The sequence below is a fragment of the Methylosinus sp. DMC45 genome (assembly GCF_056313885.1).
Window position 1 is genome coordinate 53,730 of the sequence record NZ_JBQUZK010000054.1, and the last position, 26,660, is coordinate 80,389.

Below are 26,660 nucleotides of genomic sequence, written 5' to 3' on the forward strand. Positions count from 1 at the left end.
TCTCCACGCATCAGGAAACGGGTCTGCTCGAGACGAGATCGCGCAAGGCGCGCTTGTCGATCTTGCCGGCGGCCGTGACCGGCAGCCGCTCGAGAAATTCGAATCGGTCCGGCAGCTTGAATTCGGCGACGCCGAGCGCGCGCAAATGCTTGCGCAGCGCGAGCGGCCGCACGTCGCCGCGCGCCACGACGCAGGCGCAGCTCTTCTCGCCCATCAGCGCGTCGGGAGTCGCGACCAGCGCGGCGTCGGCGATTTGGGCGTGCGTCAGCAGCAGAGTCTCGAGCTCCTCGGCCGCGAATTTCTCGCCGCCGCGGTTGATCTGATCCTTCTTGCGCCCGACGACTTGAATATGTCCCGTCTCCGTCATGCGCACGAGATCGCCGGAGCGATAGAAGCCCTCGACGTCGAAGGCGCGGGCGTTCTCCTCGGCGGCGCGATGATAGCCGCGGAATGTGTAAGGCCCGCGCGTGAGCAATTCGCCGATCTCGCCGGCGCCGACCGGCGCGCCCTGCGCATCGACGATCTTCACCTCGTCATCCTCGCACATGGGCCGTCCCTGCGTCGCGAAGATCGTCTCCTCGTCGTCGTCGAGGCGCGTATAGTTCACCAGCCCTTCGGCCATGCCGAACACTTGCTGCAAGCGGCAGCCGAGCGTCGCGGGAATGCGCCGCGCGACCGCTTCGCCGAGCCGCGCGCCGCCGACCTGCAATAGACGCAGGCTCGAAAGCGGCGCCTCGCCGGCCGCGGCCTCCAGCCAGAGCATGGCGATCGGCGGCGCGACGGCGGCGATGTCGACGCCATGTCGACGGATGAGATCGAAGCAGACGGATGGGCTCGGGTCCGGCGCCAGCACGACCGTTCCGCCCATGTGAAACACGCCGAGCGCGCCCGGCGAGCTGAGCGGAAAATTATGCGGCGCCGGCAGCGCACAAAGATAGCGGCTCTTCTCGGTCAGCCCGCAAATCTCCGCGCTGCGGCGCAGGCTGTAATAATAATCGTCATGCGTGCGCGGGATGAGCTTCGGCGTTCCCGTGCTGCCGCCCGACAATTGCAGAAAGGCGACCTCTCCCGGAGCGGAGCCGTGCAGCTCTCGCGCCGAGACGTCGTAGCGACGCTCAGCGAAAGGCGCGAGGCTTTCCGCATAAGAGGTCTCGCCGAGAATCCGCACGACGCGCAGCGCCGGGATGGCGATCTGCAAGGCTTCGACATAAGCGCCATTGGCGAACAGCGGATGCCGCGCGCAGGCGATGAGCAGCGCGGGGCGTATCTGATCCGCATAGGCCGACAGCTCGAGGCGATTATGGCTGAACAGCGCATTGACGGGTGCAACCGCGATTTTCAGCAGAGCGAAGAACACCGCATAGAATTCGGCGACATTGGGAAGCTGCACGAGCGCCGTGTCGCCGGCGCGCAGTCCCTGGCGCGAGAAGCCTATGGCGAGGCTCGTCGACCAGGCGTCGAGCTCTGCGTAGCTGAAGCGGCGCTCGCCGCAGATGATCGCTGTGGCGTCGGGCGCGATCTCCTGCCGCTTCGTGAGGAGAGCGGTCAAAGGTTCGCCGCGCCAATAGCCTTTCTCGCGATAGCGGCGTGCGAAATCTTCGGGCCAAGGGGTGAAATCGACGCTCATTGCGCGATCCCCCGCTCGACGCCGAAAGCGCGCAGCATGGTGGCGAGCTTGGCTTCGGTCTCCGCCCATTCGGCGCGCGGGTCGGAGGCCTCGACGATCCCCGCTCCGGCGAACAGGCGCACGACCATCTCGTTCACCGTGCCGCAACGAATGGCGATCGCCCATTCGCCGTCGCCGCTCTCATCGCACCAGCCGACGATTCCGGCGAAGAAGCCGCGATCGAAAGGCTCCAGCCGCTCGATCAGCATGCGCGCTTGCGCGGTCGGCGACCCACATATGGCCGGCGTCGGGTGCAGCAGGCTCGCGAGCTGTAGTGCAGTGAGACGTCCGTCGGCGAGCTCGCCGGAGATGGAGGTCGAGAGATGCCACATGGTCGGCGTGTTCATCAGCGCCGGCTCGTCCGGGATGCGCAGCTCGGCGCATAATGGCTCGAGCAGACGACGAATTTCGTCGATCACGAGCCTGTGCTCGAAATTGTCCTTGCTCGATTGCAAGAGACGACGCCCGACGCGCGCGTCCTCTTCCGGCTCTGCGACGCGCTTTGCCGAGCCCGCCAATGGATTGGAACGGATGGAGCCGCCGATCTTGCGGATCAGCAGCTCGGGACTCGCGCCGAGCAGAACGCCGCCGTCGGGCAGCGGCGCGTGGAAATGATAGCCCGCGGGATTCTGGCGCCGCAGAATTTCGAGAATCGCGACGGCGTCGACGCGCTCGGCGAATTCGATCTCGAGAATGCGCGACAGCACCGCCTTGCGCGCATGGCCGTCACGAAAATTGGCGACGGCCTGGGCGACGGCCTCCTCGAATCCGCTCTGCCCCGGCACGCTGCGATACCAGAGCGCGGGAACGCTGGCCTTCGCCTCCGGCGCGCTCGTCGCCATGCCCGACGCGCCGATGCGATGCGTCTTCGGCGTGAAAAGGAAGGAAGGCTGACGCGAGTCGAAGGGGATAGCGCCGACGACGATCGGATGATCCTGTCCCGCGCGACGCGCTCTCGCCAGCGCGGCGTCCACCGCCGCCTGCAGCACGCTGTCTGCGCCGCCGCCGCCGACGGCGGGCGTGCGAATTCGCTCGAAAACGCCATAGGCCTCTATGGCGAAATGGGGCGAGCTGAACAGAAACGACGGCGTTTCGGCCTGCGCCGAAATCTCTCTGGAAGGTCTTTCTGCGACAATCGCGTCCATCGGAGCGCTCCTTTGTGGACGAATGAAAATCGGTCGAGCGGGACGCGCGTTCCCGGCCGCGGCGACAAGCGCCGGCGCGTCTGGGAAGAAGCTGGTCCCTCGTTCGGGTCTGGACGTCGCGCCTCAGCCGGAGGGCGCGAGACTCTGCTTTTCCTTTTCGATCGCCACGCCTTCAGCCGCGGGTTCGGCCAGCGATCGGCGCAATGCGCCGAAGGCCGCCGCCATGAGCAGGCAGGAGAGAAGCGCGGCGAGGCCGAAAACGCCCACCGCCGGCGCGGGCGGGAGAATCCCTCCGAGCAGGCCGAGCAGAAGCGCGCCGAGCGCGTCGCCGACGATGAATTGCGCCGTCCAGAGGCTGTTGACGCGCCCACGCAGCCGATCCGGCGTGTTCTTCTGCACCAGAGTGAATTGCAGCAGCGAGACGATCGAGCCGAGATAGCCATAAATGACGAGAAGGAGCAGCGCCGGGACCAGTCCGCCGATGGCGCCGAGCGCGGCCAGCGCAGCGAATGCGGCCGCGGCGCTGGCGAGCAGAGCGAGGCCGGGACGCGCGAGGCGCGCGACGAAGCCGCTCGTCGTCGCGCCGAGCGCCGCGCCGAGCGGAACGGCGGAATACATGAGCCCCGCATCCGCCGGGCCGTTCCCATAGGCGCTCGCGAGCGCCGGAAACAGCACGCGCACGCCGCCGGCGAGGCTCGCCAACGTCCCCACTGCGACCACGGCGCCGACGACGCGATTTTCGAAGAGATAGCGCACGCCCGACAAAAGCGCGCGCGCCGGCGTCTCGGGGCTCGCGCCCATCAACGGCGGCGACATGGGCGGCAGCGGCGGCAGGCGCATCAGCGGCGCCAGAGTCGCGAGCACCCCGGCAGCGGCGCAGGCATAGGTCCAGCCGACGCCCGCCGACATGATGAGCAGCCCGCCGAGCGCCGGGGAGGCGACGCCGCCGAGCCGCATGGCGATTATGTTGAGCGCGCCGGCGGCGGCGAGATTCTCGCGTCCGACGATGGCGGGAGTCGCGGCGAGCAGCGCCGTCACGCCCAATGCGCTGAAGAAGCCGTCCCAGGCCGCGAGCGCATAGACGACGACGAGCGAGGGCGCGGCCGCGAGCCCGTTGAGCGCGAGCGCGACGAAGCCGAGGCCGCAGGTTCCGCGCGCGAAGAGGATGAGCTTGCGGCGGTCGTGGCGATCCGCCAGCACTCCGCCCGCCAGCAGGCCGACGAAAGCCGCGCCGCCGCCGAAAGCGACGACGAATCCGGCGGCGGCGGGCGAGCCTGTCAGCCGCAGCGCCTGCACGGGAACCGCGACGGTTAGCAGGCCGAGCGCGAACAGCGACAGCGTCCGCGCCACGAACACCGCACGGAAGTCGCGATTGTCCCGCAACAGGCTGAAATCGATCAAAACGCGAGATCGGGTCATAGGCGTCCAATCACCGAAATTCGAGGAGAAGAAAGCGCGCGAAAGGTCATCGCGCGCCCCGCGTCGCGTCGATCGCGAGGAGAATCTCGTTCAGCGCCGGGCCGAGCTCCCGCAGCATGCGCGGCGAGATGATCTCGGTATGCGGACAATCGAAGGAGACGACGTTCAGCGCGCCGACATAGCGCCGCCAGGTTTCTCGGACATCCATGCCTTCCGGCAGAGTGCGCAGCGCGACGAAGAGCGTCGCCTCGCCCTCGTAGCGAGGGGTCTTCGCGGAGGCGAGCAGCCGGACCGAGTCCTCGTAATTGGCCATGATATGGCCGAACATCTCGGCCTTCTCGCGCGCGAGGGCGGAATCGAGCGCCTCTTGCGAAGCGTCCATGAACAGCGCCTTCTCGCGCTCGATCTCCTCTTCGCCAGCCGCGTCGAGCGGCTTGCTCCAATCCTGGATTTCCGAAGGGTATGTGTCGAGCAGGCCGAGGAAGGCGATCTCCTCCCCTTCGGCCGAAAGTCGCGCCGCTATGGCCTGCGCCACGACGCCGCCGAGCGAATAGCCGAGCAGCCGATAGGGACCATGCGGCTGATTCTCGCGCAGCGTCGCGAGATGCCGATCGCAGACCTCCTCCATATTGCGGCAGGAGGCGATCGGCCCCGAGGGCCGCGGCGATTGCAAGGCGATCACTGGCCAATCGCCGCGCAGATAGCGGGTGAGCGCGCCGAATTGCCAGGAGAAGCCCGAGGCCGGATGGATGCAGACGAGCGGCGCCCCCTCGCCCGCGCGCAGACGCAGCGTCTCGGCGAAGCCGGCGCGGCGATCCTCCTCGCGCCGCTCCGCGAATAATTCGCGCGCGAGGCTCTCGACGCTCGGCGCGGCCATCAGCTGGCCGACCGAGACCGAAACCTTCATCTCGCGCTGAATATCTGCGGCGAGGCGCATCGCCAGCAGCGAATGTCCGCCGAGCGCGAAGAAATCATCGTCCGCGTCCAGCTGGTCGACGCCGAGCGCGCGGGCGAAGAGCTCGGCGAGCGCCATCTCGACGCCGGGAGTCGGCTTGCGTCCGTGGCGGCGCGGCGCAGCCTCCGGCTCCGGCAGCGCCCTGCGGTCGAGCTTGCCGCTGGCGGAGAGCGGAAATTCCGGCAGGCGCAAAATAGCGCTCGGCGTCATATGCGCAGGAAGCCTCTGCGCCACAGCGCGGCGCAGCGCCTCGACATCGATCTCGGCGCCCGCGACCACATAGCCTATGAGCCGCCGCTCATCGGCGCCGGCGAGGCCGATTGCCGCGGAGGCGCGCGCGACGACAGCCGCCTGCTCCACGCCCGGCTGCTCGCGCAAGACGCTCTCGATCTCGCCGAGCTCTATGCGCTGGCCGCGAATCTTGATCTGATCGTCGCTGCGCCCGAGATAGTCGAGCGCGCCGTCCGGCCGCCGGCGGACGATATCCCCGGTGCGATACATTCGCTCGCCATCGGCCTGCGGATCGGCGACGAAGCGGCTCGCCGTCAGCGACGGCCGCCGCAGATAGCCCTCGGCGAGCTGGACGCCGGTCAGATAGAGGTCGCCCGCGACGCCGATCGGCGTCGCCCGCAACCAGGCGTCGAGAACGCGCGCGCCCGTGTTCCACACCGGCCGGCCGATGGGAACGCCGGCGGTCTCGAGCGTCTCGAGCGCGGCGCCGAAGGCCGGCTGATAGGTCACGTCCACCGCCGCCTCGGTCGGACCGTAGAGATTGTGCAGCGGCGCGCCGAACAGCGCCCCGAAGTGTTCCGCCAGCTCCCGCGACAGCGCCTCGCCGCTGCAAAAGACGCGGCGCAGACTCGCCGCCTCGGCGGCGCGCGCGGCGTCGGTCGCCGCGACGAAGGCGGCGAGCATGGAGGGAACGAAATGCAGCGTGGTGACGCGATGCGCGCGGATGAGCCGCAGAATCTCCGCCGGATCGCGATGCGCCTCCGGCGGCGCCATGACGAGAGCCGCGCCGGCCATCAGCGGCCAGAAGAATTCCCAGACCGAGACGTCGAAGCTCGACGGCGTTTTCTGCAGCACGACGTCGCCGGCGCCGAGGCCATATTCGTGCTGCATCCACAGCAGCCGGTTGACGATGGCGCGATGCGAGACGACGACGCCCTTCGGTCGGCCCGTCGAACCAGAGGTGTAGATCACATAGGCCGGATCATCGGGCGTGGCGGGAGAGGCGAAGCACGGCTCCTCCGCTTCGTCGATCTCGGGCGAGCGGTCGAAGGCGAGCAGCGGCGCGAGCCCCTCGAACCGACCGCGCGACGCCTCCTCCGTGACGATGAGGCGCGGCGCTCCGTCCTCGACCATGTAGCGCAGACGCTCGTCGGGATAGCTCGTGTCGAGCGGCAGATAAGCGGCGCCGGCCTGCTGCGTCGCCATCAGCGCGATCGCCAGCCGGGCCGAGCGTGGCAAAGCGATCGCCACGAGATCGCCGCGCCCGACTCCGGCCGCGGCGAGGCGCCGCGCCAATCGCGCGACCTGCCGACGAAGCTGCGCATAGCTCAGCTCATGATCGGCGTCGATCAGCGCGGGCGCGCGAGGCGTGCGCCGCGCCTGCGCCTCGAGCAAGCCGCAGAGCGTCGTCGCCATCGTCCCGACGCGCGTGTCATTGACGGCCGCGATCGTCTCCCGCTCGTCCAGCGTGAGCAGATCGAGCGAAGCGAGCGGAGCTTCCGGCGCGTCGACGAGCTGCTCGAGCAGTCGGACGATGCGGCGGCCGAGACGTTTAGGCTCGACGACGCCCTCGCGATATTCGAGCCGCAGCTCCAACTCCCGGCCCGGCTGCGCCATCAGCGTCAGCGGATAATGCGAATAGCTGCGATTGCGCGCGCCGACGAGGCGCAGGCCAGCGAAATCCTGCGCATAGAGACCGACGTCCTCTGGATAATTCTCGACGACGAGCAGAGCGTCGAACAGCGTCGAGACGCCGGCGATGCGCTGGATCTCGCCGAGCCCGAGCCCGTCATGCTCCATGAGGGCGATCTGCCGGCTCTGAAGCGCGGCGAGCTGCCCGGCGAGCGGCAGATCGGGCCGCAGCCGCACGCGCACGGGCAGCGTGTTGGTGAAAAGCCCGACATGCGCGTCGAGCCCGGCCTCCGCTTCCGAGCGGCCGGAGACCGGCGCGCCGAAGACGACGTCGCTGCGACCCGTCATCGCGCCGAGAAACGCTGCGAAGACGCCCTGCAGGAGAGTGGCGAGGGTCGATCCGCGCCGGCGTCCGAACGCCTCCAGCTCCTTCGCCAGACCGGGCCGCAGAGCGAGCGGCAATTCACGCGTCTCGCCGAATGCGGCAGTGGGATCGAACAGCAAGGTCGGCGCGGCGCCGTCGAGCGCCGCCCGCCATGCGGCGCGGGCGGGCTCGGGGTCGCGCGCGGCGAGGCGGCGGACGACGCTCGGATAATCGGGAAGGATCGGCGCGACCGCAGCGCCGGCGTAGGCGGCCAGAAGATCGCGCAGCATCACGCCGGAGGACCAGCCGTCGCCGATGAGATGATGGCAGACGAGGAGAAGCGCATAGCGCTCTTCCACCAGCGGAACCAGCACGGCGCGCGCCAGCATGCGGCGGCCGCCGCTCTCTGCGAGGAGGTCGCGGGCCAGCTCCTCGCGCTCGATTTTCTCGAGCGCGGCGGCCTGCTCCCGCGGACCGAGCTCCGTCAGCCGACGCTCGCTCCATGGCCAGCGGCGCAGCGCCTGCGGTCCCTCGACGAGCGGCAGAATCTGGAACGCTTTGCCCTGCTCGACGTCGAAAATCGCGGCGAGCTGCGGATGGCGGCGCAACAGCGCCTCCAACGCGTCGCGCAGCCGACCGACGTCGAGCGGCCCGTCGAGAGTGAAGCGCGAGACGGCGTTGTAGCGGCTCGCGCTGTCCTCGAGCCGGGCGTGGAACAGCAGCCCCTCTTGCAGCGGCAGCGCCGGCAGGACCGCGCCGATCGCGCCATGGCGCGCCCGCAGCGCCTCGAGCGTCGCCGCATCGGCGCCGTCGTCGCGGAGCGTCGTCGCGCTTTCCTCGGCGAGGCGCAGCGCGGCCGCCATCGCGGCGATGTTGCGCCGCTCGAAGACGTCCCGCGGCCGCAGCCTATATTCGCGCCGGCGCAGCGCGGCGCAGAGGCCGATGGCGGAAATGCTGTCGCCGCCGAGAAAGAAGAAATCATCCTGCGCGCCGACCGTCTCGAGGCGCAGAATCTCGATGAAGAGCTCCGCGAGCAAGGTCTCCCGTCCGGGCGCCGGCGGGCGAGCCGTCGGCGCGTCCACGGACGGGTCGGGCAGCGCCTTGCGATCGAGCTTGCCGCTCGCGCCGAGCGGGAAGGCCTCGAGCACGACGATGGCGACCGGCGTCATATAGGCCGGCAGGCGCCGCGCCAGAGCGGCGCGCAGCGCATCCGCGTCGAGCGCGCGCCCAGGCGCATCCGGCGTCGCATAGGCGACGATCTGGCGCGCGTCGCCCTCCCCCGTCGCCGCGCCGAAGAGCCGCGCCACCGCCGCCGCGCCGCCGACGCCGGGCTGCTCGAGCAGCGCGCTCTCGATCTCTCCCAATTCGATGCGCTGGCCGCGGATTTTGAGCTGATCGTCATTGCGGCCGAGAAAATCGAGAACGCCGCCCGGCAGCCAACGGGCGATGTCGCCGGTGCGATACATTCGTTCGCCGTCGCCGTCGGGATCGGCGACGAAGCGGCTCGCCGTGAGCGATGGCCGCCGCCAATAATAGTGGGCGAGCTGCGCGCCGGTCAGATAGAGATCGCCGGCGACGCCGATCGGGACCGGACGCAGCCCCGCGTCCAGCACGCGCAAGCCGCAATTCCAGAGCGGGCGTCCGACTGGCACGCCGACGCCTTCCGCCATCTCCAGCGCCGCGCCGAAAGCCGGCTGATAGGTCACTTCCACCGTCGCCTCGGTCGGGCCGTAGACATTGTGCAACGGCGCATGGAACGTCCGCTCGAAAGCGTCGGCGAGCTCGCGCGACAGCGGCTCGCCGATGCTGAAGACGCGCCGCAAGGTCGTCTTTTCTCGTTCTGCGCCCGGCGTCGCGCGCGCGGCCGCCACAAAAGCGGCGAGCAGCGAGGGCACGAAATTCAGCGTCGTGACGCGATGCGCGCGAATGACGTTCAGAAGCTCCGCCGGATCGCGATCGATATCTGGCGACGCCATCACGAGGCGCGCGCCCGCCATCAGCGGCCAGAAGAATTCGCCGACCGAGACGTCGAAGCTGCAAGGCGTCTTCTGCAGCACGACGTCATCGCTGGCGAGGCGATATTCGTGCTGCAGCCAAAGCAGGAGATTGACCACCGCCCCATGCGGAACGACGACGCCTTTCGGCCGCCCCGTCGAGCCGGACGTGTAGATGACATAGGCCGCGTCTTCCGGCGAAGGCGAGGCGACACGCGCATAGGAGGCATCCGTTTCGATGATGGCCAGCGCATCGAAGATCAGCAGCGGAGCCATCGTCTCGAAGCGCCCGCGCAGAGCGCTATTGGTGATAATGAGCCGCGGCGCCGCATCCTCGACCATGTAAGCGAGCCGCGCGTCGGGATAGCTCGTGTCGAGCGGCAAATAGGCGGCGCCGGCCTCGAGCGCCGCCATCAGCGCCAGGCTCAGATGCACCGAGCGCGGAAGCGCCACGGCGACGCGATCGCCGCGAACCACTCCCGCCGCGGCCAGAGCGAGAGCCAGCCGCGCGACCTGGGCGCGCATCTCGTGATAGGCCAGCGCATGTCGGCGATCGATCAATGCGGGCGCGTCCGGCGTGCGTTCGGCCTGCGCGTCCAAGAGGTCACACACAGAAACCGCCGGCGTTGCGCGCCGCGTGTCATTGACCGCCGCGATCAGCGCTGTTTCGCTCTCCGTCATGAGCTCAATCTCGCCGATCGCCGTTTGCGGGCTTTCGGCCAGCCGACGCGCGAAGCGCGCGAGCCGCTCGGCATGGAGCTCCAGCTCGCGCTCCTCGTAACGCGCGCCATTGGCGACGAGATCGACGATGAGCTCGCGCTCGGCGAGATAGAGGTCAAATTCGATATCCTCGATGGGGCCGGACGCGAGCTGACGCGTGATCCCTTCGACACCCGCGAAATCGAGGCGATAGTCGAACATTTTGAAATTCAGCAGCGGCCCATGGAGCGCGCGTCCAGAGGCCAGGAAGCTAAGATCGCGCCGCAGCAGCTCGGCCTCGTATCGCTGATGGCGCCGCACCCTGTCCAATTCGCGCCCGAGCGCGGCCGCGACGTCGAGGAAGCACATATCCGCGTCTATCGAGATCTGCAGAGGCAGGACATTCACAACCGGCCCAATCGCATGCAATGCGACAGACCCCATGCGCCGCATGAAATGCGCGCCCACCGAGAGACGCGCCGCGCCGGTCATGCGGCGCAGATAGACGGCGACCGCAGCCATCGCCATCACGCCGACGGAAACGCGCCTGGCTGTCGCATGCGCGGACAGAAGCGCGGTCGTTCGCGCGTCGAGCACGATCCGTTTGCGCAATGGGAGCGTGAATTTTCCGTCCGCCGGCGCGCGCCGCGACGACAGAGTGACGGCCTGCGGCAAATCGCGCGCATGCTCCACCCAAAATCGCCGATCTGCGGCTTTCGCCGGCGAGGCGTCATAGGCCGCATATTCCTTCACAACTTCGGCGAAGGAGACGAAAGGTGATGCCGACGGCTCCAGCCCGCGACGCAGCGCGGTGTAGATTTCGCTCACGCGTCGCGCTATCGCCGTGAAACCATATCCATCGACCGAAAGATGGTGATAGCGCTGAAACCAGAACCAGCGTTCGGCGACGGGAGCCGCCCCCTCCCCGCCGAGACGAAACAACATGTGCCGGTAGAGCGGCGCTTCGCCCGCGAGCGTCCGAGGCGTCTCCAGATCATCGCGCATCAGGCGCCACGCGGCGCCGACCGGATCGGCTTCGCCCGTCAGATCGACGAGCTCCGGCTCCGGCAGATCGAACGCCTGCACATTGTTCGGCACGAGCTGCGCAGGCCCCTCCTCCGTCTCGACGAAGCGGGCATGGACGAGATCGGCCTCCGCGAGCCCGAGACGGACCGCGGCGCTGAAGCAGGCGACGTCCAGCCTGCCGCTCAGCTCGACATATTGCGCGACGACATAAGCGTTGGAGGCGACGGCGAGCTGTTCCGCCATCCAAATGCCGGGCTGCGCCGCGACGAGAGGAAGCGTCTGCGCAGCCGCGAGCGGCCGCTCTGGAGCGATGTCTGCGAGCACGATCTGTCCTTTGAAAATCGAAACGTCACGAAGCAAAACAGGCGCGAAAAGGCGCGTCAGCCGGCCTCTGCGCGTGGGCGCATGTCGATCCAATGATCGTCGACATATTGCATGCATTGCAGGCGCGTTCCCGGACCGAAGACACGGCGCCATCCTTTCGGATCGGCGGAAAAATCCGGCCACAGGCTGTATTGCGCGCGTGCGTTGACGAGAACGACGAAGCTCAGCCGCTCGTCGTCGAATGGATTGATCTGCGCGTCATCCATGGATGTCGTCTCCTTCACCGGCGCCGACCGCAGCGGCGCGTCTGCTCGAAGAAACTGGAATTGGGGCGCATGGGGACAGCTGCTGCCGCCGTCGCGCCGACCACACGCTGTCCGTCGGTCCGAGCTCTGCGCGGCGCGCCGTCGCGCGCGCGAGCGACGCAAAGCAGAGCGCTGCGCCCAAAGCGACGATATCGACACCGGCGCTGGTCGGATCGGCGGCCGCCCACGGCCCGAGCCCGGGCGCCGCCACGGCGACTGCGCTGGTGATGGGAAGCGAGAGAGCGGCGATCGCCGCGACATAGGCCAGCTCCACTCCCGCGCGCGCGGCGCCGCGCAGAAACGCAAAGGCGACAGCGCCGAAGAAGACAGCGTGATAGACCCAATGTCGCCACGCCTCGAGGTCCTCGACATGGCCGTAGAGCCATTTGGTGGAGACGATGGCGAAAGAGAGCGCGCAGACGCATCCCAAACACACGCCGATCGACGCCGCCGCCATGAGGCGCGAGGCCGTCGTCTGCACGACCTGCTCCCCATGGCGGCGCGCGGTCCGCCGACGCGATTCGATCCACAAGAGATTGCCGGAATAAAACAGGAAGGCGCCGGCGAGGCCGAGAAAGAAATAGGCCCAGCGCACGGGCTCGCCGCCATAGCTGCCGAAATGCAGCGCGAAGAAAGGCGACACGGCGGCCGTCCAGCCGCTCTGCTTCTCGGGAAGATAGTCGACATTGACGAGCTCCCCGGTCGCGCCACGCACGACGGCGAAACCGCCGCCGCGCGAAAGGAAGCGCGGATCCTCGCCGACGGCGCGCACGAGCGCGCCGCGCGTGCCGGCGTCGCGATATTGCAGGCTCGTGAGCGAGAACTCTGGCGACACGACCGCGACGGCGGCCATCAATTCGGCGACAGCTTTCATCGGCGCCGTCTGCTCGTCGCGCTTCACCCCTGCAAAGGGGCCGGTCGAGCGCATGATCGCCGGCAGCCTGCCATCATAGACGACATGGTCCAACGCGTCATAGATCGGCTCGTGCAGGCCGAACACGACCACCGTCAGCGCGATGACGAGATGGAAGGGGAAGCTCGCGACGCCGACGAGATTATGCACGTCGAGCCACATGCGCTTCAAATTCGAGGTGAGACGCAGCGCGAGAAAATCCTTGGCGAGCGAGGGCAGAACCAGGATGAGGCCGGAGACGAGCGCGACGGCGTAGACCGCACTCACGACGCCCATCACCGTCGTTCCAGTTTCGCGATCGAGAGGAAGGCCAGCAGTGCGATGGATCGCATCGACGAATCCGCCGACGCCAAAAACATTCGAGCGTTCGATGCGCAATTCGCCATCCGCGCCGAGCGTCGCCGACCAGACGACCTCGTCATTGCGGCTCTTGCGCCAAGTCAAACGGGCCGGCTCGTTGGCCGTCGCGAGACGAAGCGTGAAGTCCTTGGTCGCCTCTGGTCGCGCCGCCAATGTCATCTCGATGAGACGATCGGCGTTCTCGGTCGAAATGGAGCCGCCGATCGGCGGCGAGGCCCAATGAGCGAGCGGCTCCTCGAAGACGGTGAGCGCGCCGGCGTAGAAGCAGACGAACAGCAGCATGCCGGTCACGACCCCGGTCCATGTGTGAACGCTCTTGTAGAACCGCAGGATCTCGCCGCGCATGTCCCGTCCTCAGTGCAGAAGCCGCCGACAGAGATAGAGGCCGCCGAAAGCGAGAAGATTGGCGCCGCCGAGCCACAAAAAAGCGGCGCGACCGCTGCGGAAGAGAAAGACGAGGCTCGCGACGCCGAGCCAGATCGGCGCGACGAGCCACATCACGAACTGATATTTGTTGCGCGCCTCGAGGCCGCCGGGGCCGGCGACGGCGAACAGCCCGGCGAACGCGATCGCCAATGTGAAGCCGAGGACCGAGCCGACGAGGCTCTTGCTCAGCCAATCAGGACGATGCTCGGCCACGGCTATTTTCTCCCTCCGAGACCCACGAGGCTCGACCATGCGATCAGCAGCGGCATCAGCGCGGCGAGCGCCGTGAAGAACGCCGTCGACGACTCGAGGCGAATTCGCCAGACCATCCAGGCGGCGAGAAGAAAGGCGGCGGCGAAAAGGCCCGGCCGTCTCCACCGAGCGCGCGTCAGCAATTGCCGCGGCGACGCGACATAGAGGCAGGCGGCGCCTGCGACGACGAGAGCGAGAGCCGCCGAATGGATGAACGCCGCCATTTTTCGCCCCTCAAAAATCGACGGTCGCGGAAAGGAGAACCGTTCGCGGCGCGCTCAAAATGACGATGCCGTCGGCGAAATAGGACCCGGCCCAATAATTGTGATCGAGCAGATTATTCGCATTGGCGCGGAAGGTGACCTTCTTGTCGAGGAGCTGCGTCGAGTAGCGGAGGCCCGCATCGAGACGCGCCCACTCGGGAATTTTTTGCGTATTGGCCGAGTTGACGAATTGCGCGCTCGTGTAGACGACGCGTCCTTCGAGCGTCAGGCCTGGAACGAAGGGCGTGTCCCATTCGCCGCCGACATTGACCTGCCATTTGGGCGTTCCATAGGCGGTCTTGCCGTCGAGCTGTCCATTAGCCGTCTTGGTGAGCACGCCGATCGCGTAGGCCGCGCCGCCGAGAATGCGCACGCCTTCGACGATCTCGCCGAACACATTCCATTCGACGCCTTGATTGCGCTGGCGTCCGTCGGAATTGTAGACATTGCCGCTCTTGATGAGGCTCGGCTTCTCGATCTCGTAGAAGCTCAGCGTGTTGGCGATCTGTCCCGCGTCCCATTTGACGCCCGTCTCGATCTGCCGCGACTTATAGGGCGGAAATATCTGATTATAATTCGCGGCCGCCGTGTCGGTGACGCGGTCGCCCTGGGTCAGACCCTCGATGTAATTGGCGTAGAGCGACATGGGCATCGGCAAAGGCTTGATGATGAGGCCGAAAGCGGGCGTCACTGCGCTCTCGTCGTAATAATTCGTCTCGGCGCCCGTCGTCGTATTGTAGCTCTTCGTCTGAACACGCTGCGCGCGGAGACCGAGAATGAGCTGCGCCCGATCGTCGAAAGCGGAGAGCGTATCGGCGAGAGCGACGCTGGAGAGCGTCGTATCGGTGGACTTCGGCGCTTCTCCCGGATCGCGCGCGATGAGCGGCGTGACCGGAAAGTAGATGCTCGACACATAGGCAGAGCTGCGCTGAAATGCCGAGCCTATCTTCGATTCGAGATTGGCCGCGCTCAAAGACAATCGATGGCCGATGTCGAAAGTGCGGAAATCGGCGCGCAAGCCGCCTTGAAACGAAATCGTGTCTGTATAGCCGCGCAGATCGATCGACGTTCCGCTGTAGCGGCCGAGGACATTGACATTGGTCGCGACGGTCGAGTTCGTCAGCCCGTTGAAGCGCGCGTCGATCGCGCCGGCGCTCGCGAACAGAGTGACATTGTCGGCGAGATCATATTCCACGCGCCCCATGGCGCCGGAATTGTTCATTCGGCCGGAGAGACCGCGGAAAATATTGTTGCTGGAATCCGGCGCGGCGGCGACGCCGGTTCCGGTGAAGCTCGCCATCATCGGCACGCCGCCGCGCGCGATTTCCTGGTTGAAATAGGCGTCGAGCGCGATGCGCAGCTTCTCGCCGCGATAGTCGAGCGCGAGCGCCTCGAGCCCACGTTCGCGCGATTGGTAGTCGAGCGTCGTGTCGCCGCCACGATAGGCGCCATTGAAGCGAACGCCGAAGGCGTTGTCCTGGCCGAAGCGCCTGCCGACGTCGATATGCGTTCCGAATTGCGAGTTCGACGTATAATCGGCGGTGACGCTCGTCACGGGCGTGTCGCCGGCCTGCTTGGTGACGAGATTGATCGATCCGCCGACGGCGCCATAGGGAGCCATGCCGCTCAACAGCGCCGCCGGTCCCTTCAGCACCTCGACTCGCTCCAGAAACTCCGTCGGCACGCGGCCATCCGGCGCGACGCCATAAAGTCCGTTGAGCGCCGTCTCGCTGACGAGGACCGAAAAGCCACGAATGCGGAAATTCTCGCGAACCTGACCGGAAGAGACGGTGAAGCGCACCGAAGGATCATTCTCGAGCACGTCGGAGAGCGTGCGCGCCTGCTGGTTCTCGATGAGCTTCGAGGTGTAGCTCGTCATATTGAAGGGCGTATCGAGAAAATCGCGATTGCCGAGCATGCCGAGACGCGCGCCGCGCGCGGCCTGGCGTCCCGCATATTCCTTCGGCAGATTGCCGAGCTCGGCCTGCGCGGGCGCGGCAAAAAGCGAAGGCGCGGTCGATGGCGTCACGGCGACGGAACGCGAAGGCGCATGCCTCTGCGCCGGCGCCGTCGCGGCGCGTGCGCGCGTCTGCGGGACGCGCGCCGCAGCTGCGCCCTGGCGAACGACAGGCCGCGGCTTCTCCTTGGGCGCGTCGACCGCTACGGCTGGCAAGGAGGTCACGGGCTCTGCATGTGCAGCCGCATCGGCGCCGAGACAAAGCATCGCTGCTGCGCTCAGAAGCTTCGCCTGATGGCTTCTTTTTTCTGAGCTCGTTTTCGATCCGGCGCGCTCTAGTATATCGCCAGCGCAAGTTATTGTCATTTGTCGTCTTCTATATTTGAGTGACGCTATTGGTAGGAACTCTATTTTAAATGTATAATCGCGGTCAATAATCTAAGCGGTCATTTGGATGCATTGTAATAAATGAATAATATCATGTATTTTCATACATTTGGTTTGCCCGCCCGGGTCACAATTTGGATGTTTGGAATTGTTACACTTATAATCTAGCCGCATCGGCGCGCCGCGCTCGACGGACGCCTCCGACGGCACGTCCGCGGCATGCCTCTCAGCTGCCCGTTCAAGGCCAACGGCTCGCTCTGGGCAGGCATGCGGCCGGAACGAAAGGGCTCTCAGCTTTGTGGATGGCAGCTTCCGGGAGCGGACATGGGTCTCCTCCTCACATTGTCTTGCAGCAGTGTTCCGGCCGCGTCATAGCGCGTCGCCTATACGACGCGATGGCGCCGACGCGCCTGTGGAATTCGTAGCACGCGCCCCTCGTGTCACGCCGTCTCATCAGCGATAGAACAACGTTCCAACTATCGACCGCGCCGCGCCTCATTGGCGATTGGTCGTCGCTGTGCAGACGAAATGCCGCCGATCCGCGGTGGGACGTGGTAATGCTCCGACGTCCATGCCACAGCTTCCGCTCGAGCTCTCCTTGCTTGAACCGCGCCCCTATTCAATCGCTGTCTGACGCTCGGATGGCGCAACAAATATGATATAGCGAACTCGCAGGCGCAAAATCCACTTTGGCGGAGCCATAGGCGTCGAACTCGTCGATCCAGCTTCCCGACGTGGCGGGTTCGAGGAATCGAGCACGCATCGCATCCAGAAAATCGCTCGCCATCGGACCATCGCACCTCCGATATTTCGACCGCATTACATGGGCGGCCTTTGCAGCCTCGGCATAGAACCAGAGCCGAGTCGAGCGATCCGCGGCTCCGCCGACCGTCGCGCGAGCGTAAATTCGGCCGTCTGCGCCGACGCCGCTGCGCAGCGCGGTTTCCCATAGCCGCGCCACAGTCGATGTCTGATTGAAATGTCGAAGCTCCTCGTTTTGCTCGAGCAACCATATCCACTCGAAATGATGACCAGGCTCGAACGGAAAATGCGGGCCGTCGAGAGGACGCCAAATTTCGTCGAAAAATTCGACCAGAATGGACTCTTCAGCCTGAACGAATCGACTGAAGAAAATGTCTCGCACCGCAATGGCTCGTTCCAGATACGCCGAGCGCTTCGTCGCATCGAAGAGTGAGAGCAATGCTTCGAACAAATGCATATGCGAGTTCTGACGGCGCGGGCTATCGCTCGCCGGAAGGGTCTCGACATAGCCGCCATGCTCGGAAGCCATGCCGTGATCCAGAAAGCTCAGCGTCGCATCGGCGAGCGCGATATAGATGGAATCTCGCGTCGTCTCATATGCCTTCGCGAGAGCGAGCAGAATGAATGCATGCGTATAGAGATCACGACGACCATCGACGATGGCGCCGTCGCGCGCCACGGAAAAGGCCCAGCCGCGAGCGCCGTCGACTTCATAATAGCGTTCGATCATCGCCGCGCCCGCGCGCGCGACCAACTCCGCTCCCTCCGCGAACCAGCCTGTTCGATGCGCAACGCTGTAAGTATAAATCTGACGCGCTTGCACCATGGCTCGTCTGGGCGTCTCGAGTAGCGGCGCGCCTGTGAGCGAAAGACGTTCGACGAATGAGCTCGTGCGTTCATCCCAGCCATTCGAAGCCCACAGCGGAAGCGCTTTCTCCTTCAGCCACGCACGAACCGAGCTCGGCTCTTCGGCGCCAGTCATATCGTATCCTTTGAGAGTGTGTGTTCGAAGGCAAAGACGTGGCGCAGCCGCGACGCCTCGGCGTAGGTCGACAGAATCACAGGTCGACGCCGGCTCGATGCAAGTCGAATCCGCTCACCGGCGCCGACCTCATCGGGCGCGCCTCGAAAGCGATTTCGCGAGCCGCTCCCGTCGAAGTCCCATCATCATGAGCGCGCGCGAGCGCAATGAGCCGCTATCCGCTCGATCTCCCATCGGATCGACGCATAGAGATCGCCGCCCGGAAACAAGCGCCCACGAATTCCTGCGCGCCGCGCCGCCTCCATGTCGCTTTCCTTGTCGCCGACGAGAAGGCTCGCACCCATGTCGATCGGCCACTCGGACGACGCCCGCAAAATCATGCCGGGATTGGGCTTCCGATCGGGATGATCAGTATGTCGCCATTCAGCGTGGACGGCGTCCGGGTGGTATGGACAGAAATAGAATGCGTCGATGTGAGCCCCCGCCGCAGCGAGTTGCGCGGACATGGCGGCGTGAAATCTGTCGATATCCGCTCCACGAAACAGCCCGCGCGCAACTCCGGCTTGATTGCTGACCACGATGGCGAAAGCTCCCGACTCGTTCACGCATCTGATCGCTTCGACGGCCCCCGGAATCCACTCCAAGTCCTCGACGCGATGGCAATAGCCCGCATCGCGATTCAGCACGCCGTCACGGTCGAAAAAAACCGCAGGTCGGCGCCTGTCGGCGAGATCTCTACGGGCTTTGTCGAGCGATTCCGGCGTTCCGATATCGATAAAATATCCTTCGAGCTCATCCCCGAGAATAGCGCGCGCCGTGGCGAGCCGCGGATAAACGTCCGACTCGATCGAGCAGGGCTCGCTCTCGACAAACGTCAATATCTCTCGCCGAAACACGCCCACTCCGGCATTGATCGACGCCGGTCCCGAGACGCGCTCTTTTTCATGAAAGGCGACGACATAGCCATCTTGCAATTTCACGCTGCCGTAGCGGGTTGCGTTCGACTCTCGTCGCAGCGCGAGCACGCCGAGAACATCCGGCCTCTTCTCCAGACCGGCCGACAGGCGCCGGAGGTTGATGTCGAATAGCGTATCGCCGTTCGCCAACAGAAATACGGGATCGAGCAAGTGCGCGGCATTTTTCAAAGCGCCCGCCGTTCCCGCCGGCGTGGATTCGACCACGATTCGCACGGACGCGCCGCGAATGGAACGCCCTTGATAGCGCTCGAGGACGCTGTCGTGCAAATGTCCAGCGAGCAGAAGAATGTCATCGAAGCCGTGGCGAATGATCTCGAGCAGCAATGCATCGAGAAACACAGTGTCCCCGTCGATCGCCATGAGTGGCTTTGGCGTCGTGGATGCGAGCGCGCCGAGCCGCGTTCCTTTGCCGCCGACCAATATCACAGCCTGCCTCATCGTCATGACCTCATGAACCCCGCATCTAGGCGCCGGTCGGCGAATGGATCCGCTCTATCTGAAAAGCGAATACGAATCCCCGCGCTTGTAGACTCTCGCTCGGGCCGCTCTGGAGAACTCCTTCCAGGCGCCGGCAAACACGTCGTGAGAGGGAAGGGTGATCGCCCCGGCCCAATGGGCGAGATAGATTTCCTTGCCTTCTGGATCGAGCGGCTTACCATTCGAGAAGGTGATCCCCGGGGCCTTGTAGTAGTTCTCGTGGGAGGCGTTCTCGACGCAATGAGGCAGCAGCGCCGTCTTCAGCCCTCGCCGATGCACCACGAAATTCATCAGCGGTTGCGCGAACAATTGGCCTCGCTTGCGAACCTCGTGGAAAATGTCGATGTCGGCACGAATCGTCTCGAGAACGTCGGACAGACTCAGAAAGCGGCTCGACGTAACCCAAAACCCATCATTGAACAGCAGCGCGCCGTCCAAGAACGCGTGCTTCTTTTGGTTCTCGTTGTAAACATAGTCGAAGCTCGGCGACGCGACGATGAATTCTCTCTCGCCGCTTTCGAGGCGACCGAAGACCGTCCGCAAGTCACGAAAAAGAATCACATCGACGTCGACATATGCGACTTCGTCGAGCGCGAGCGCGAGCGCCTGCAGCTTGCGAAGCCGACGCCGATGGGAGTTGAATATTCCAGGATAGAGCTCGTGCGACAGCCGATCGATTTCCGCGGGCTCGCTTTCGACGATTGTCGCGCCATAGACGTCGGCGGCCCGTCTGGTCAGTGAGATATTGTCGTCATAGGGAATGAGATAGAGCGGCAGCGCGGCGTTGGTGTCACGATAGCTTTCCAGAAAGGGAAGCAGCCAGTCGATCACCTTGTCATTGGCGACGATCGCGACTCCATACCGACGCTCGTCGGACGGTGATGAATCGAACCCGGCTCCAGTCATCTATTGTCCCATGTCCGTGCAGTCGTCCGTATCGAAGCTTGCGCGTCGCGAGCGACCTATATTTGTTCGAATCGGCAGCCCTGCGCAACTCGGAGGCATCGCCTTTGGCGCATCGGCTACTATCTATATTCGAACCTGAGCGGAAGCATAAAGTCCAGCATATGGCGAAACAGGGCCTTTTCTTTGAACGGTCTGTATTTCGATAAAATGTCAATTTCAAATCGAATTCGAAATTATTCGGAAATACCTCTCCTCGACAAAACCGCTAGGAGGGGCTGGGCGCTGTCGCGAGAAAGGCTTCTTGAACGGCATGTCGCAATTCGGGCGAATAAAAACTCCCAGCTTCAGTCCGTCGAGCCACCGCCGTCGACTCGATGGGAGAACGGTCGCTATCGTTCATCCGGCTTGGTCCTCGTGCGGCTCTTATCGAGTGATCGTCAGCCAGGCCATGGCGTATCGCGCGCTCGGGGCGCGCGTCGTGTCGATTGCCGTGATGGATGCGCCGACGGCCGACGCACCGTATGGAGAGCGATGGCCGCGGTACATCGCCGAGAGCGCCGATTTGCCTGTCGACAAGCGCTATTTTTCCGGCCCGCCGACGCGCAGCTGGGCGAGCTTCTCCTTGCTCAAAAACGGTTGGTGGCCGCTGATCCATGGCGATCAGGCGTCGTGGCTCATCGAGCTTTGCAAGCGCGCCCCTTTGCCGGAAGGGATCGGCGACGAGAGGATCGATCTCGTCCACGCCAATCACTTTTTCACGCTCCCCTTGGTGCGCCGCATGCTTCGAAACCGTCGAGCGCCCGTGGTCCTGGAAACCCATGACGTCCAGGCGGCGCAATTCATATTGCGCAATCGTGACGGCTTCTTCGTGCCTCCATATGTCCGTTTCCCGGATCTTCTCGCGATCGAGCTCGAGTGGATGCAAAAGGCGGATTATTGCGTGCACCTCAATCGTGAGGAGCACGAGACCTTCCAACGACTGCTTCCGAAAAAACGCCATGCGCTCATATATCCGGCTGTGCCGCCAGCGCGACCGTCGCGCGGAGGCGACAGGATTTTGACGGTCGCCAGCGGGCACTACCCGAACTACCTCGGAATCAAATGGCTGCTGGAGGAGGTGCTTCCTCTCGCGCCCGGCGTTTCGATCGACATCGTCGGGGACGTCGACGAAGCGGTGAGAAAGCGCGACAAGTCACTTTTCGACGCTCATCGGCATCTATTCCGAGGGCGTGTCCCGCAGATCGAGTCGGCATACGAGCAAGCCGGCTGCGTGCTGCTCCCGACATTGGAGGGATACGGGCTTTCGATCAGAACGGCGGAAGCGCTATCTAGCGGCGCTCCCTTGATCGCGACGCCGCTCGCGTTTCGCGGCCTGGACGCCGGCGTGCAAAGGCTTCGCAATGTCACGGTAGCAACGGACGCCCCGAGCTTCGCGGCAGCCCTACGCGCCGCTCACGCCCGCATCGAGGATGGCGTCAGGACGACGGACAGCCGCGCGAGCGACACGCGGCAATTCTTCGACACGGTATTCGGCTTCGACGTCTATGTCGACGCGCTCGCGGAGATCTCTGCAATGATGTTGACCGCATGAACGAGCCAGCTTTCCGACCCCGCATGAGCCCCTCGGCGCTTTTCGGCAAGGAGGTGGCGATCGTGCATCCTGCATGGCATTCTTGTGGGAGCTATCAGTCCATTCTCGGTCAAGTCGAGGCGTATCGCGCGATGGGCGCGAATGTGTCGATGGTCGCCGTCAGCACCGATCCCGGATTCACTCCAGAACGTTCTTGGATCTGGCGATCATATATCGAATCGACGCCCGAGCTCGATCGCGACGCGCGCTTCTACGCCGGAGCGCCGTTGAGCGCTCTTTTCCATCCGAGCTTTCTTCGTAACGCCGTTTGGCCCTATGCGCACGGCAATCAAGCGATTATTCGCAGGGCTCTCGCCGAGCGATCACGGCTTTCGGAGAGGCTCGACAGCCTGTCATTCGACATGGTTCACTGCAATCATTTCTTTCTGATGCCCGTCGCCGAACGTCTCGCGAGAGGCGGCTCGCCGATCCTTCTAGACAGCCATGATCTGCAAGCCCGCCAGTTCATGCTCATGAACCAGAAGATTCCGTGGCTGCGCCCGCATGCGAGCTACGAGGCGATGCTCGCGGTCGAGCTCGAGAGCATGCGAGGCGCCGATCTGCTCTTGCATGTGAACATCGAGGAGCATGAGGTATTTTCAGAACTTTTGCCAGAGAAGCGTCATGCTTTGCTCTATCCGGCGGGGCCGGAGGCGCCTCGCGGACCAGGCGGCGACGACATAGTCGTCGTGGCGAGCAACAACACGGCCAATGTCGAAAGCGTCATGTGGTTCCTTCGGGAAGTTGCGCCAAAGGTCCCGGACATCGATATCAAGATCGTCGGCAACATAGATACTGGAGTGCGCTCGGCGGCGCCGGAGGAATATAGGCGCTATCGTGACTGGTTCGTCGGGCGGGTGGATGATGTGCGGCGCGTATATGAGAATGCGCGACTCGTCTTGCTTCCGATGGTCAATGGCTTTGGCCTTTCGATCAAGACGCTGGAGGCGATGGCGAGCGGCTTGCCGTTGATTGCGACATCCGCCGCGCTGCGTGGCATGCAAGACGACGCGTTGGCTCTACGAGACGTGACGATCGCCGATGATCCGGAGTCGTTCGCGCGCGCGCTGAATCGAAAAGCTCGCGAGCCCCGTCGGACGGAAGCGCAGCGGCGAACGAGCGGCGTGAGAGCCTATTTCGACGCTCATTTTTCACAAGCTGTCTATCGCCGCAACCTCGAGGCGTTGGTCGAATCGCTTCTAGAGAACGGACGTCGGCCATGAAGCCGTTCAGCCTCGGCGCGGACGCCGTTCCACGCGGAACGCGAGTTGGCGGTCTCGCAGCGGGCGCGACGATTCGCTCCCGGGCGCCCTTGCGCCTGGGCTTTGGCGGCGGCGGCACCGACCTTTCGCCTTTTTGCGACCTGCACGGCGGCGCAGTGTTGAATTGCACCATCGATCGTTACGCATATTGCTATTTGAGCGCGCGCGACGATATGAAGCTGGTGCTGGACGCTCGTGATAGAGGCGTTGTCGAGACCCACGCATTCGGGGAGCCGATCGATTGCTCCGGCAAGCTACGGCTGCATCGAGGCGTATATAATCGGTTTCTGCAGGACGGCTTCCTGTCACGATCTCGCGGCGTCACGATCGTGACGACGACGGATGCGCTCGCGGGATCGGGGTTGGGAACGTCGTCGGCCCTCGTTGTCGCCATTTGCGAAGCGATGCGGGAATATGCCGAAGCGCCTTTCGGACTGTATGAGCTGGCGCATCTGGCCTTCGAAATCGAGCGTCGGCAGCTTCGACTGGCGGGCGGCAAGCAAGATCAGTATTCGGCGGCGTTCGGCGGCGTCAATTTCGTCGAGTTTTTCGAGCAAGATCGTGTGATCGTCAATCCGCTCCGCGTTCACAGGAATATTCTGCTGGAGCTCGAAGCGGCGCTCGTCATTTGCTTCACCGGGCTGTCTCGCGAATCGGATACGATCATCCAAGCGCAGATCAACCGGTTGAACTCGAATGACGAGGACGTCATCGCAGCGATGACGGCTATGAAGGCGGCGGCTTACGAGATGAAGGCCGCGTTGCTCGCCGGAGATTTGTTCGCTTTCGGAGATATGTTGAATCGGTCTTGGCGTTTCAAGAAGAGCACGGCGGCGACGATTTCCAATGATCGTGTCGAGCGGCTCTTGCAAGTCGGGCTCGGGGCCGGCGCCTTCGCCTGCAAGGTGTCGGGAGCGGGCGGCGGCGGCTTTCTCATGTTCATGACGGAACCCGAGAGCAAAACGGCCGTCATGCACGCCCTGAACGTCGCGGGCGGCGAGGCGACGCCAGTGCGACTGACTGGAGAAGGAGTGGAGGTCTGGACACGCCCCTGAGGCGCGGCGAGCTCGGCGGCAAATGGCGTTTCATGCTTTCGAGCTTCTAACGCGCGAGGCGCGCGTCTGCCGCTGGCCGCGCAAAGGCGCTGGATGGGAAGATGATTCGGGCGATGAGGCCATTCGGCTCGCGTTGGCGCAGCTCGATCTGCCCTTGATGAGCTTCGACAATTTCTTTGACGATAGAGAGCCCGAGGCCCACGCTTCCCGATCGGGACGAGCGCGAGGCGTCGAGTCGCACGAAAGGTTGGAGGATATCCTCGATACGATGCATGGGCACGCCGGGGCCGTCGTCGGCGACATCGATGACGACGCGGCCGCGCTCGATCGATGCGGAAACAATGACCCGGCCGCCGAAATGAAGGCCGTTGTCGATCAAATTGGTCACGGCGCGGTGGATCGCATTCGGCCGACAAAAGAAGGGAATTCCTTCGCGGCCTTCATATTGAATATTCGCTCCGGTCTCTTCGAATTCGTCGCATAGAGTCGAAAGGAGCGCGCCCAGATCGAGCCATTCCTTTTCTTCCTCGTGGAAGGCGCCGCTGAGAAACGAGACGGCGGACGTCACCATCGAATGCATCAAATCGATGTCACGCAGAAGCTTGGCTCTGACGTTCTCCGCCTGTCCCGCCTGAAGCTGCAGGCGCATGCGCGTGAGCGGGGTCCTGAGGTCGTGGCTCACCGCCGCGAGCACGCGCGTGCGTTCGCGTAGCGACCGCGTGATGCGCTCCTGCATGAGATTGAACGCCCGCGCCACACGTCTTATCTCGATTGGCCCTTCTTCGTCGATCGACTCCATGACGATGTCGCGACCGAAAGCGTCCGCCTTGTGCGCCAGTCGACGCAAGGGGCCGGTCACTCGCCACACCGCCCAGCCGGACATTGCCGCCACGGCCACGCAGAGGAATGAGAGAGCGCTCATGAGCGGAAGGGTCAATTTAAAAAACTGGTCGGCTTTCGGATCGCCGGCCAGAACCTCGAGCATTCTCCCCTCCAACGGCAGCAGAACTTGAATATCTGTCGCCGGAACGTCAGAGCCGCAGGATCGAACCGTGAACGTCCCCATGACGTCGCCGAATTTCGATTGCAGAGCCGATCGAAGCTTCTGCGCGTCTTGGCCGAGGCTATCGCAGGGCCGCGGCGTTTGCGTCATCTCGATGGAGAAGTCGCTTCGTCGGGCGCCTGCGGCGATAGCGGCGCGCGCCTCGTCCGGCGCGCTGCGCATCGTCTCGACGAATGTGGCGATGCGATAAGCGGTCGGCCATGGCCATGGCGGCGGCGGCGGCGTCGGATCGAAGATCGAGAGCAGAAGGATAAAGAGAAGGATGGTCGTCGCCGAGGACAAGGCGATGATGGAAGCGATTTGGCCGAGCGTCGTCGCGAAGAAGCGCCGCATCATTCGATCGAAACCTCGGGCTGAAAGGCGTAGCCGTCCGTGCGAATCGTGCGGATGACCTCGGCGACCGAATCATCATGCGCTAGCTTGCGCCTCAGGCGACTTACAAGAAGATCGACGGATCGCGGCGCTATGGCGAAACCCTCGCCACGCGAAAGATTGATCAGCTCTTCTCGTGAGAGGACGCGGGACGCGTTCTTGCAGAAAACCAGCAGCAGATCGGCTTCGGCGCCGGTCAGAGGCACGCGCAGTCCTGCGGGAGAGCGCAGAAAACGCCGCTGCGGATAGAAAGCGAAGCCTGAAAAGCGCAGAACGAATTCCGCGCCCACAGTGCGAGGCCCTGCGGCGCTCAGCGCAGGTCGCCGGAGCACGGCGCGAATTCGTGCGAGCAGCTCGCGAAGATCGAAGGGCTTGCTGACATAATCGTCGGCCCCGAGCTCCAAGCCGACGACTTTGTCCACCGGCTCGTTGAGCGCAGTCAGCATAATGATGCGCGGCCCCTCCGTCGACCGCAGGCTACGGCAGAGCTCAAATCCATCCATGCCGGGAAGCATGACGTCGAGGAGCACGAGATCCACATCGCCGCCCGACAGAATTGGTTTTGCTTGCTCCGCACTGTCGCACACCGAGGCGACGAAGCCCTTCTCTTCGAGAAACGCTTTCAGCAGATCGCGTATGTCGAGGTCGTCCTCGACGATGAGTATGTGGCTTTTGTTCAATGGTTCATTGCACTCCTGGAACCATGCGTCCTCGAGGAGCCGCCGCATCGGGATAGGCGCTATTTCATCGAACGGCAATGCTCCAGCATGTGTCGATTATGACACATTGCGTTAAGATATAAAAATGACGTTCGCTTAATTGAGACCTGCGGCTGCCCGGCTTCTTACGCCGCCGA

17 protein-coding genes are annotated in these 26,660 nt (G+C 64.4%); 3 read left to right on the forward strand and 14 right to left on the reverse strand.

Annotation, left to right across the window (positions count from 1 at the left end):
• Positions 1 to 10: 10 nt before the first annotated feature.
• The 12 genes from ACT53T_RS18470 to ACT53T_RS18525 form a co-directional block, all read right to left on the reverse strand.
• Complete coding sequence (locus tag ACT53T_RS18470) at positions 11 to 1,627, reverse strand: (2,3-dihydroxybenzoyl)adenylate synthase (protein ID WP_476162338.1); 1,617 nt, start codon at positions 1,625 to 1,627, stop codon at positions 11 to 13.
• Positions 1,624 to 2,811 carry an isochorismate synthase gene (locus tag ACT53T_RS18475; protein WP_476162339.1) on the reverse strand — a complete coding sequence of 396 codons (1,188 nt, stop codon included), beginning with the start codon at positions 2,809 to 2,811 and terminating at the stop codon, positions 1,624 to 1,626. The genes ACT53T_RS18470 and ACT53T_RS18475 overlap by 4 nt, the downstream gene beginning before the upstream one ends.
• A gap of 123 nt (positions 2,812 to 2,934) precedes the next feature.
• A complete protein-coding gene (gene entS / locus ACT53T_RS18480; protein WP_476162340.1) occupies positions 2,935 to 4,230 on the reverse strand; it encodes an enterobactin transporter EntS in 1,296 nt (431 codons plus the stop codon).
• Between the two features lie 46 nt (positions 4,231 to 4,276).
• Positions 4,277 to 11,455 carry an amino acid adenylation domain-containing protein gene (locus ACT53T_RS18485; protein WP_476162341.1) on the reverse strand — a complete coding sequence of 2,393 codons (7,179 nt, stop codon included), beginning with the start codon at positions 11,453 to 11,455 and terminating at the stop codon, positions 4,277 to 4,279.
• 56 nt (positions 11,456 to 11,511) lie between these two features.
• Complete coding sequence (locus tag ACT53T_RS18490; RefSeq protein WP_024882220.1) at positions 11,512 to 11,721, reverse strand: MbtH family protein; 210 nt, start codon at positions 11,719 to 11,721, stop codon at positions 11,512 to 11,514.
• Positions 11,714 to 13,378: a PepSY-associated TM helix domain-containing protein gene (locus tag ACT53T_RS18495; protein WP_476162342.1), complete on the reverse strand. Its 1,665-nt coding sequence runs from the start codon at positions 13,376 to 13,378 to the stop codon at positions 11,714 to 11,716. Before ACT53T_RS18495 ends, ACT53T_RS18490 begins: the two co-directional genes overlap by 8 nt.
• A gap of 9 nt (positions 13,379 to 13,387) precedes the next feature.
• Complete coding sequence (locus ACT53T_RS18500; RefSeq protein WP_476162343.1) at positions 13,388 to 13,672, reverse strand: hypothetical protein; 285 nt, start codon at positions 13,670 to 13,672, stop codon at positions 13,388 to 13,390.
• A 2-nt stretch (positions 13,673 to 13,674) separates the two neighbouring features.
• Positions 13,675 to 13,935 (reverse strand): hypothetical protein, encoded by a 261-nt coding sequence (locus ACT53T_RS18505; RefSeq protein WP_476162344.1) that lies wholly within the window; start codon positions 13,933 to 13,935, stop codon positions 13,675 to 13,677.
• 10 nt (positions 13,936 to 13,945) lie between these two features.
• Positions 13,946 to 16,156, reverse strand: a complete 2,211-nt coding sequence (locus ACT53T_RS18510; RefSeq protein WP_476162345.1) for a TonB-dependent receptor — start codon at positions 16,154 to 16,156, stop codon at positions 13,946 to 13,948.
• A 781-nt stretch (positions 16,157 to 16,937) separates the two neighbouring features.
• The gene (locus tag ACT53T_RS18515) at positions 16,938 to 18,062 is read right to left on the reverse strand and encodes an AGE family epimerase/isomerase (protein ID WP_476162346.1); all 1,125 of its coding nucleotides are present in this window, start codon (positions 18,060 to 18,062) and stop codon (positions 16,938 to 16,940) included.
• Positions 18,063 to 18,247: 185 nt separating this feature from the next.
• Positions 18,248 to 19,477: an HAD-IIIA family hydrolase gene (locus ACT53T_RS18520; RefSeq protein ID WP_476162347.1), complete on the reverse strand. Its 1,230-nt coding sequence runs from the start codon at positions 19,475 to 19,477 to the stop codon at positions 18,248 to 18,250.
• Between the two features lie 54 nt (positions 19,478 to 19,531).
• Complete coding sequence (locus ACT53T_RS18525) at positions 19,532 to 20,422, reverse strand: hypothetical protein (protein ID WP_476162348.1); 891 nt, start codon at positions 20,420 to 20,422, stop codon at positions 19,532 to 19,534.
• A 310-nt stretch (positions 20,423 to 20,732) separates the two neighbouring features.
• Here ACT53T_RS18525 and ACT53T_RS18530 point away from each other — a divergent pair, with 310 nt between their 5' ends.
• The 3 genes from ACT53T_RS18530 to ACT53T_RS18540 are packed head-to-tail and all read left to right on the forward strand — an operon-like array spanning position 20,733 to position 24,369.
• A complete protein-coding gene (locus ACT53T_RS18530) occupies positions 20,733 to 22,013 on the forward strand; it encodes a glycosyltransferase (RefSeq protein WP_476162369.1) in 1,281 nt (426 codons plus the stop codon).
• Positions 22,010 to 23,275, forward strand: a complete 1,266-nt coding sequence (locus ACT53T_RS18535; protein ID WP_476162349.1) for a glycosyltransferase family 4 protein — start codon at positions 22,010 to 22,012, stop codon at positions 23,273 to 23,275. Before ACT53T_RS18530 ends, ACT53T_RS18535 begins: the two co-directional genes overlap by 4 nt.
• Complete coding sequence (locus ACT53T_RS18540; RefSeq protein ID WP_476162350.1) at positions 23,272 to 24,369, forward strand: GHMP family kinase ATP-binding protein; 1,098 nt, start codon at positions 23,272 to 23,274, stop codon at positions 24,367 to 24,369. Before ACT53T_RS18535 ends, ACT53T_RS18540 begins: the two co-directional genes overlap by 4 nt.
• 46 nt (positions 24,370 to 24,415) lie before the next feature.
• Here ACT53T_RS18540 and ACT53T_RS18545 read toward each other — a convergent pair whose 3' ends face one another.
• Together ACT53T_RS18545 and ACT53T_RS18550 are read right to left on the reverse strand one after the other, a co-directional pair.
• Entirely contained in the window at positions 24,416 to 25,768 is a 1,353-nt protein-coding gene (locus ACT53T_RS18545; protein ID WP_476162351.1) for an ATP-binding protein, read from the reverse strand.
• On the reverse strand, positions 25,765 to 26,484 hold the full coding sequence (locus ACT53T_RS18550; protein ID WP_476162352.1) for a response regulator transcription factor: 720 nt from the start codon (positions 26,482 to 26,484) through the stop codon (positions 25,765 to 25,767). Before ACT53T_RS18550 ends, ACT53T_RS18545 begins: the two co-directional genes overlap by 4 nt.
• Positions 26,485 to 26,660: the final 176 nt, after the last annotated feature.

Bases quoted from the DNA above. Each gene is read 5' to 3' on its own strand.
- ACT53T_RS18475 (WP_476162339.1), bottom strand. From the start codon at position 2,811: ATGGACGCGATTGTCGCAGAAAGACCTTCCAGAGAGATTTCGGCGCAG.
- ACT53T_RS18515 (WP_476162346.1), bottom strand. From the start codon at position 18,062: ATGACTGGCGCCGAAGAGCCGAGCTCGGTTCGTGCGTGGCTGAAGGAG.
- ACT53T_RS18490 (WP_024882220.1), bottom strand. From the start codon at position 11,721: ATGGATGACGCGCAGATCAATCCATTCGACGACGAGCGGCTGAGCTTC.
- entS (WP_476162340.1), bottom strand. From the start codon at position 4,230: ATGACCCGATCTCGCGTTTTGATCGATTTCAGCCTGTTGCGGGACAAT.
- ACT53T_RS18540 (WP_476162350.1), top strand. From the start codon at position 23,272: ATGAAGCCGTTCAGCCTCGGCGCGGACGCCGTTCCACGCGGAACGCGA.
- ACT53T_RS18535 (WP_476162349.1), top strand. From the start codon at position 22,010: ATGAACGAGCCAGCTTTCCGACCCCGCATGAGCCCCTCGGCGCTTTTC.
- ACT53T_RS18530 (WP_476162369.1), top strand. From the start codon at position 20,733: ATGTCGCAATTCGGGCGAATAAAAACTCCCAGCTTCAGTCCGTCGAGC.
- ACT53T_RS18470 (WP_476162338.1), bottom strand. From the start codon at position 1,627: ATGAGCGTCGATTTCACCCCTTGGCCCGAAGATTTCGCACGCCGCTAT.
- ACT53T_RS18520 (WP_476162347.1), bottom strand. From the start codon at position 19,477: ATGAGGCAGGCTGTGATATTGGTCGGCGGCAAAGGAACGCGGCTCGGC.
- ACT53T_RS18545 (WP_476162351.1), bottom strand. From the start codon at position 25,768: ATGATGCGGCGCTTCTTCGCGACGACGCTCGGCCAAATCGCTTCCATC.
- ACT53T_RS18505 (WP_476162344.1), bottom strand. From the start codon at position 13,935: ATGGCGGCGTTCATCCATTCGGCGGCTCTCGCTCTCGTCGTCGCAGGC.
- ACT53T_RS18525 (WP_476162348.1), bottom strand. From the start codon at position 20,422: ATGACTGGAGCCGGGTTCGATTCATCACCGTCCGACGAGCGTCGGTAT.
- ACT53T_RS18495 (WP_476162342.1), bottom strand. From the start codon at position 13,378: ATGCGCGGCGAGATCCTGCGGTTCTACAAGAGCGTTCACACATGGACC.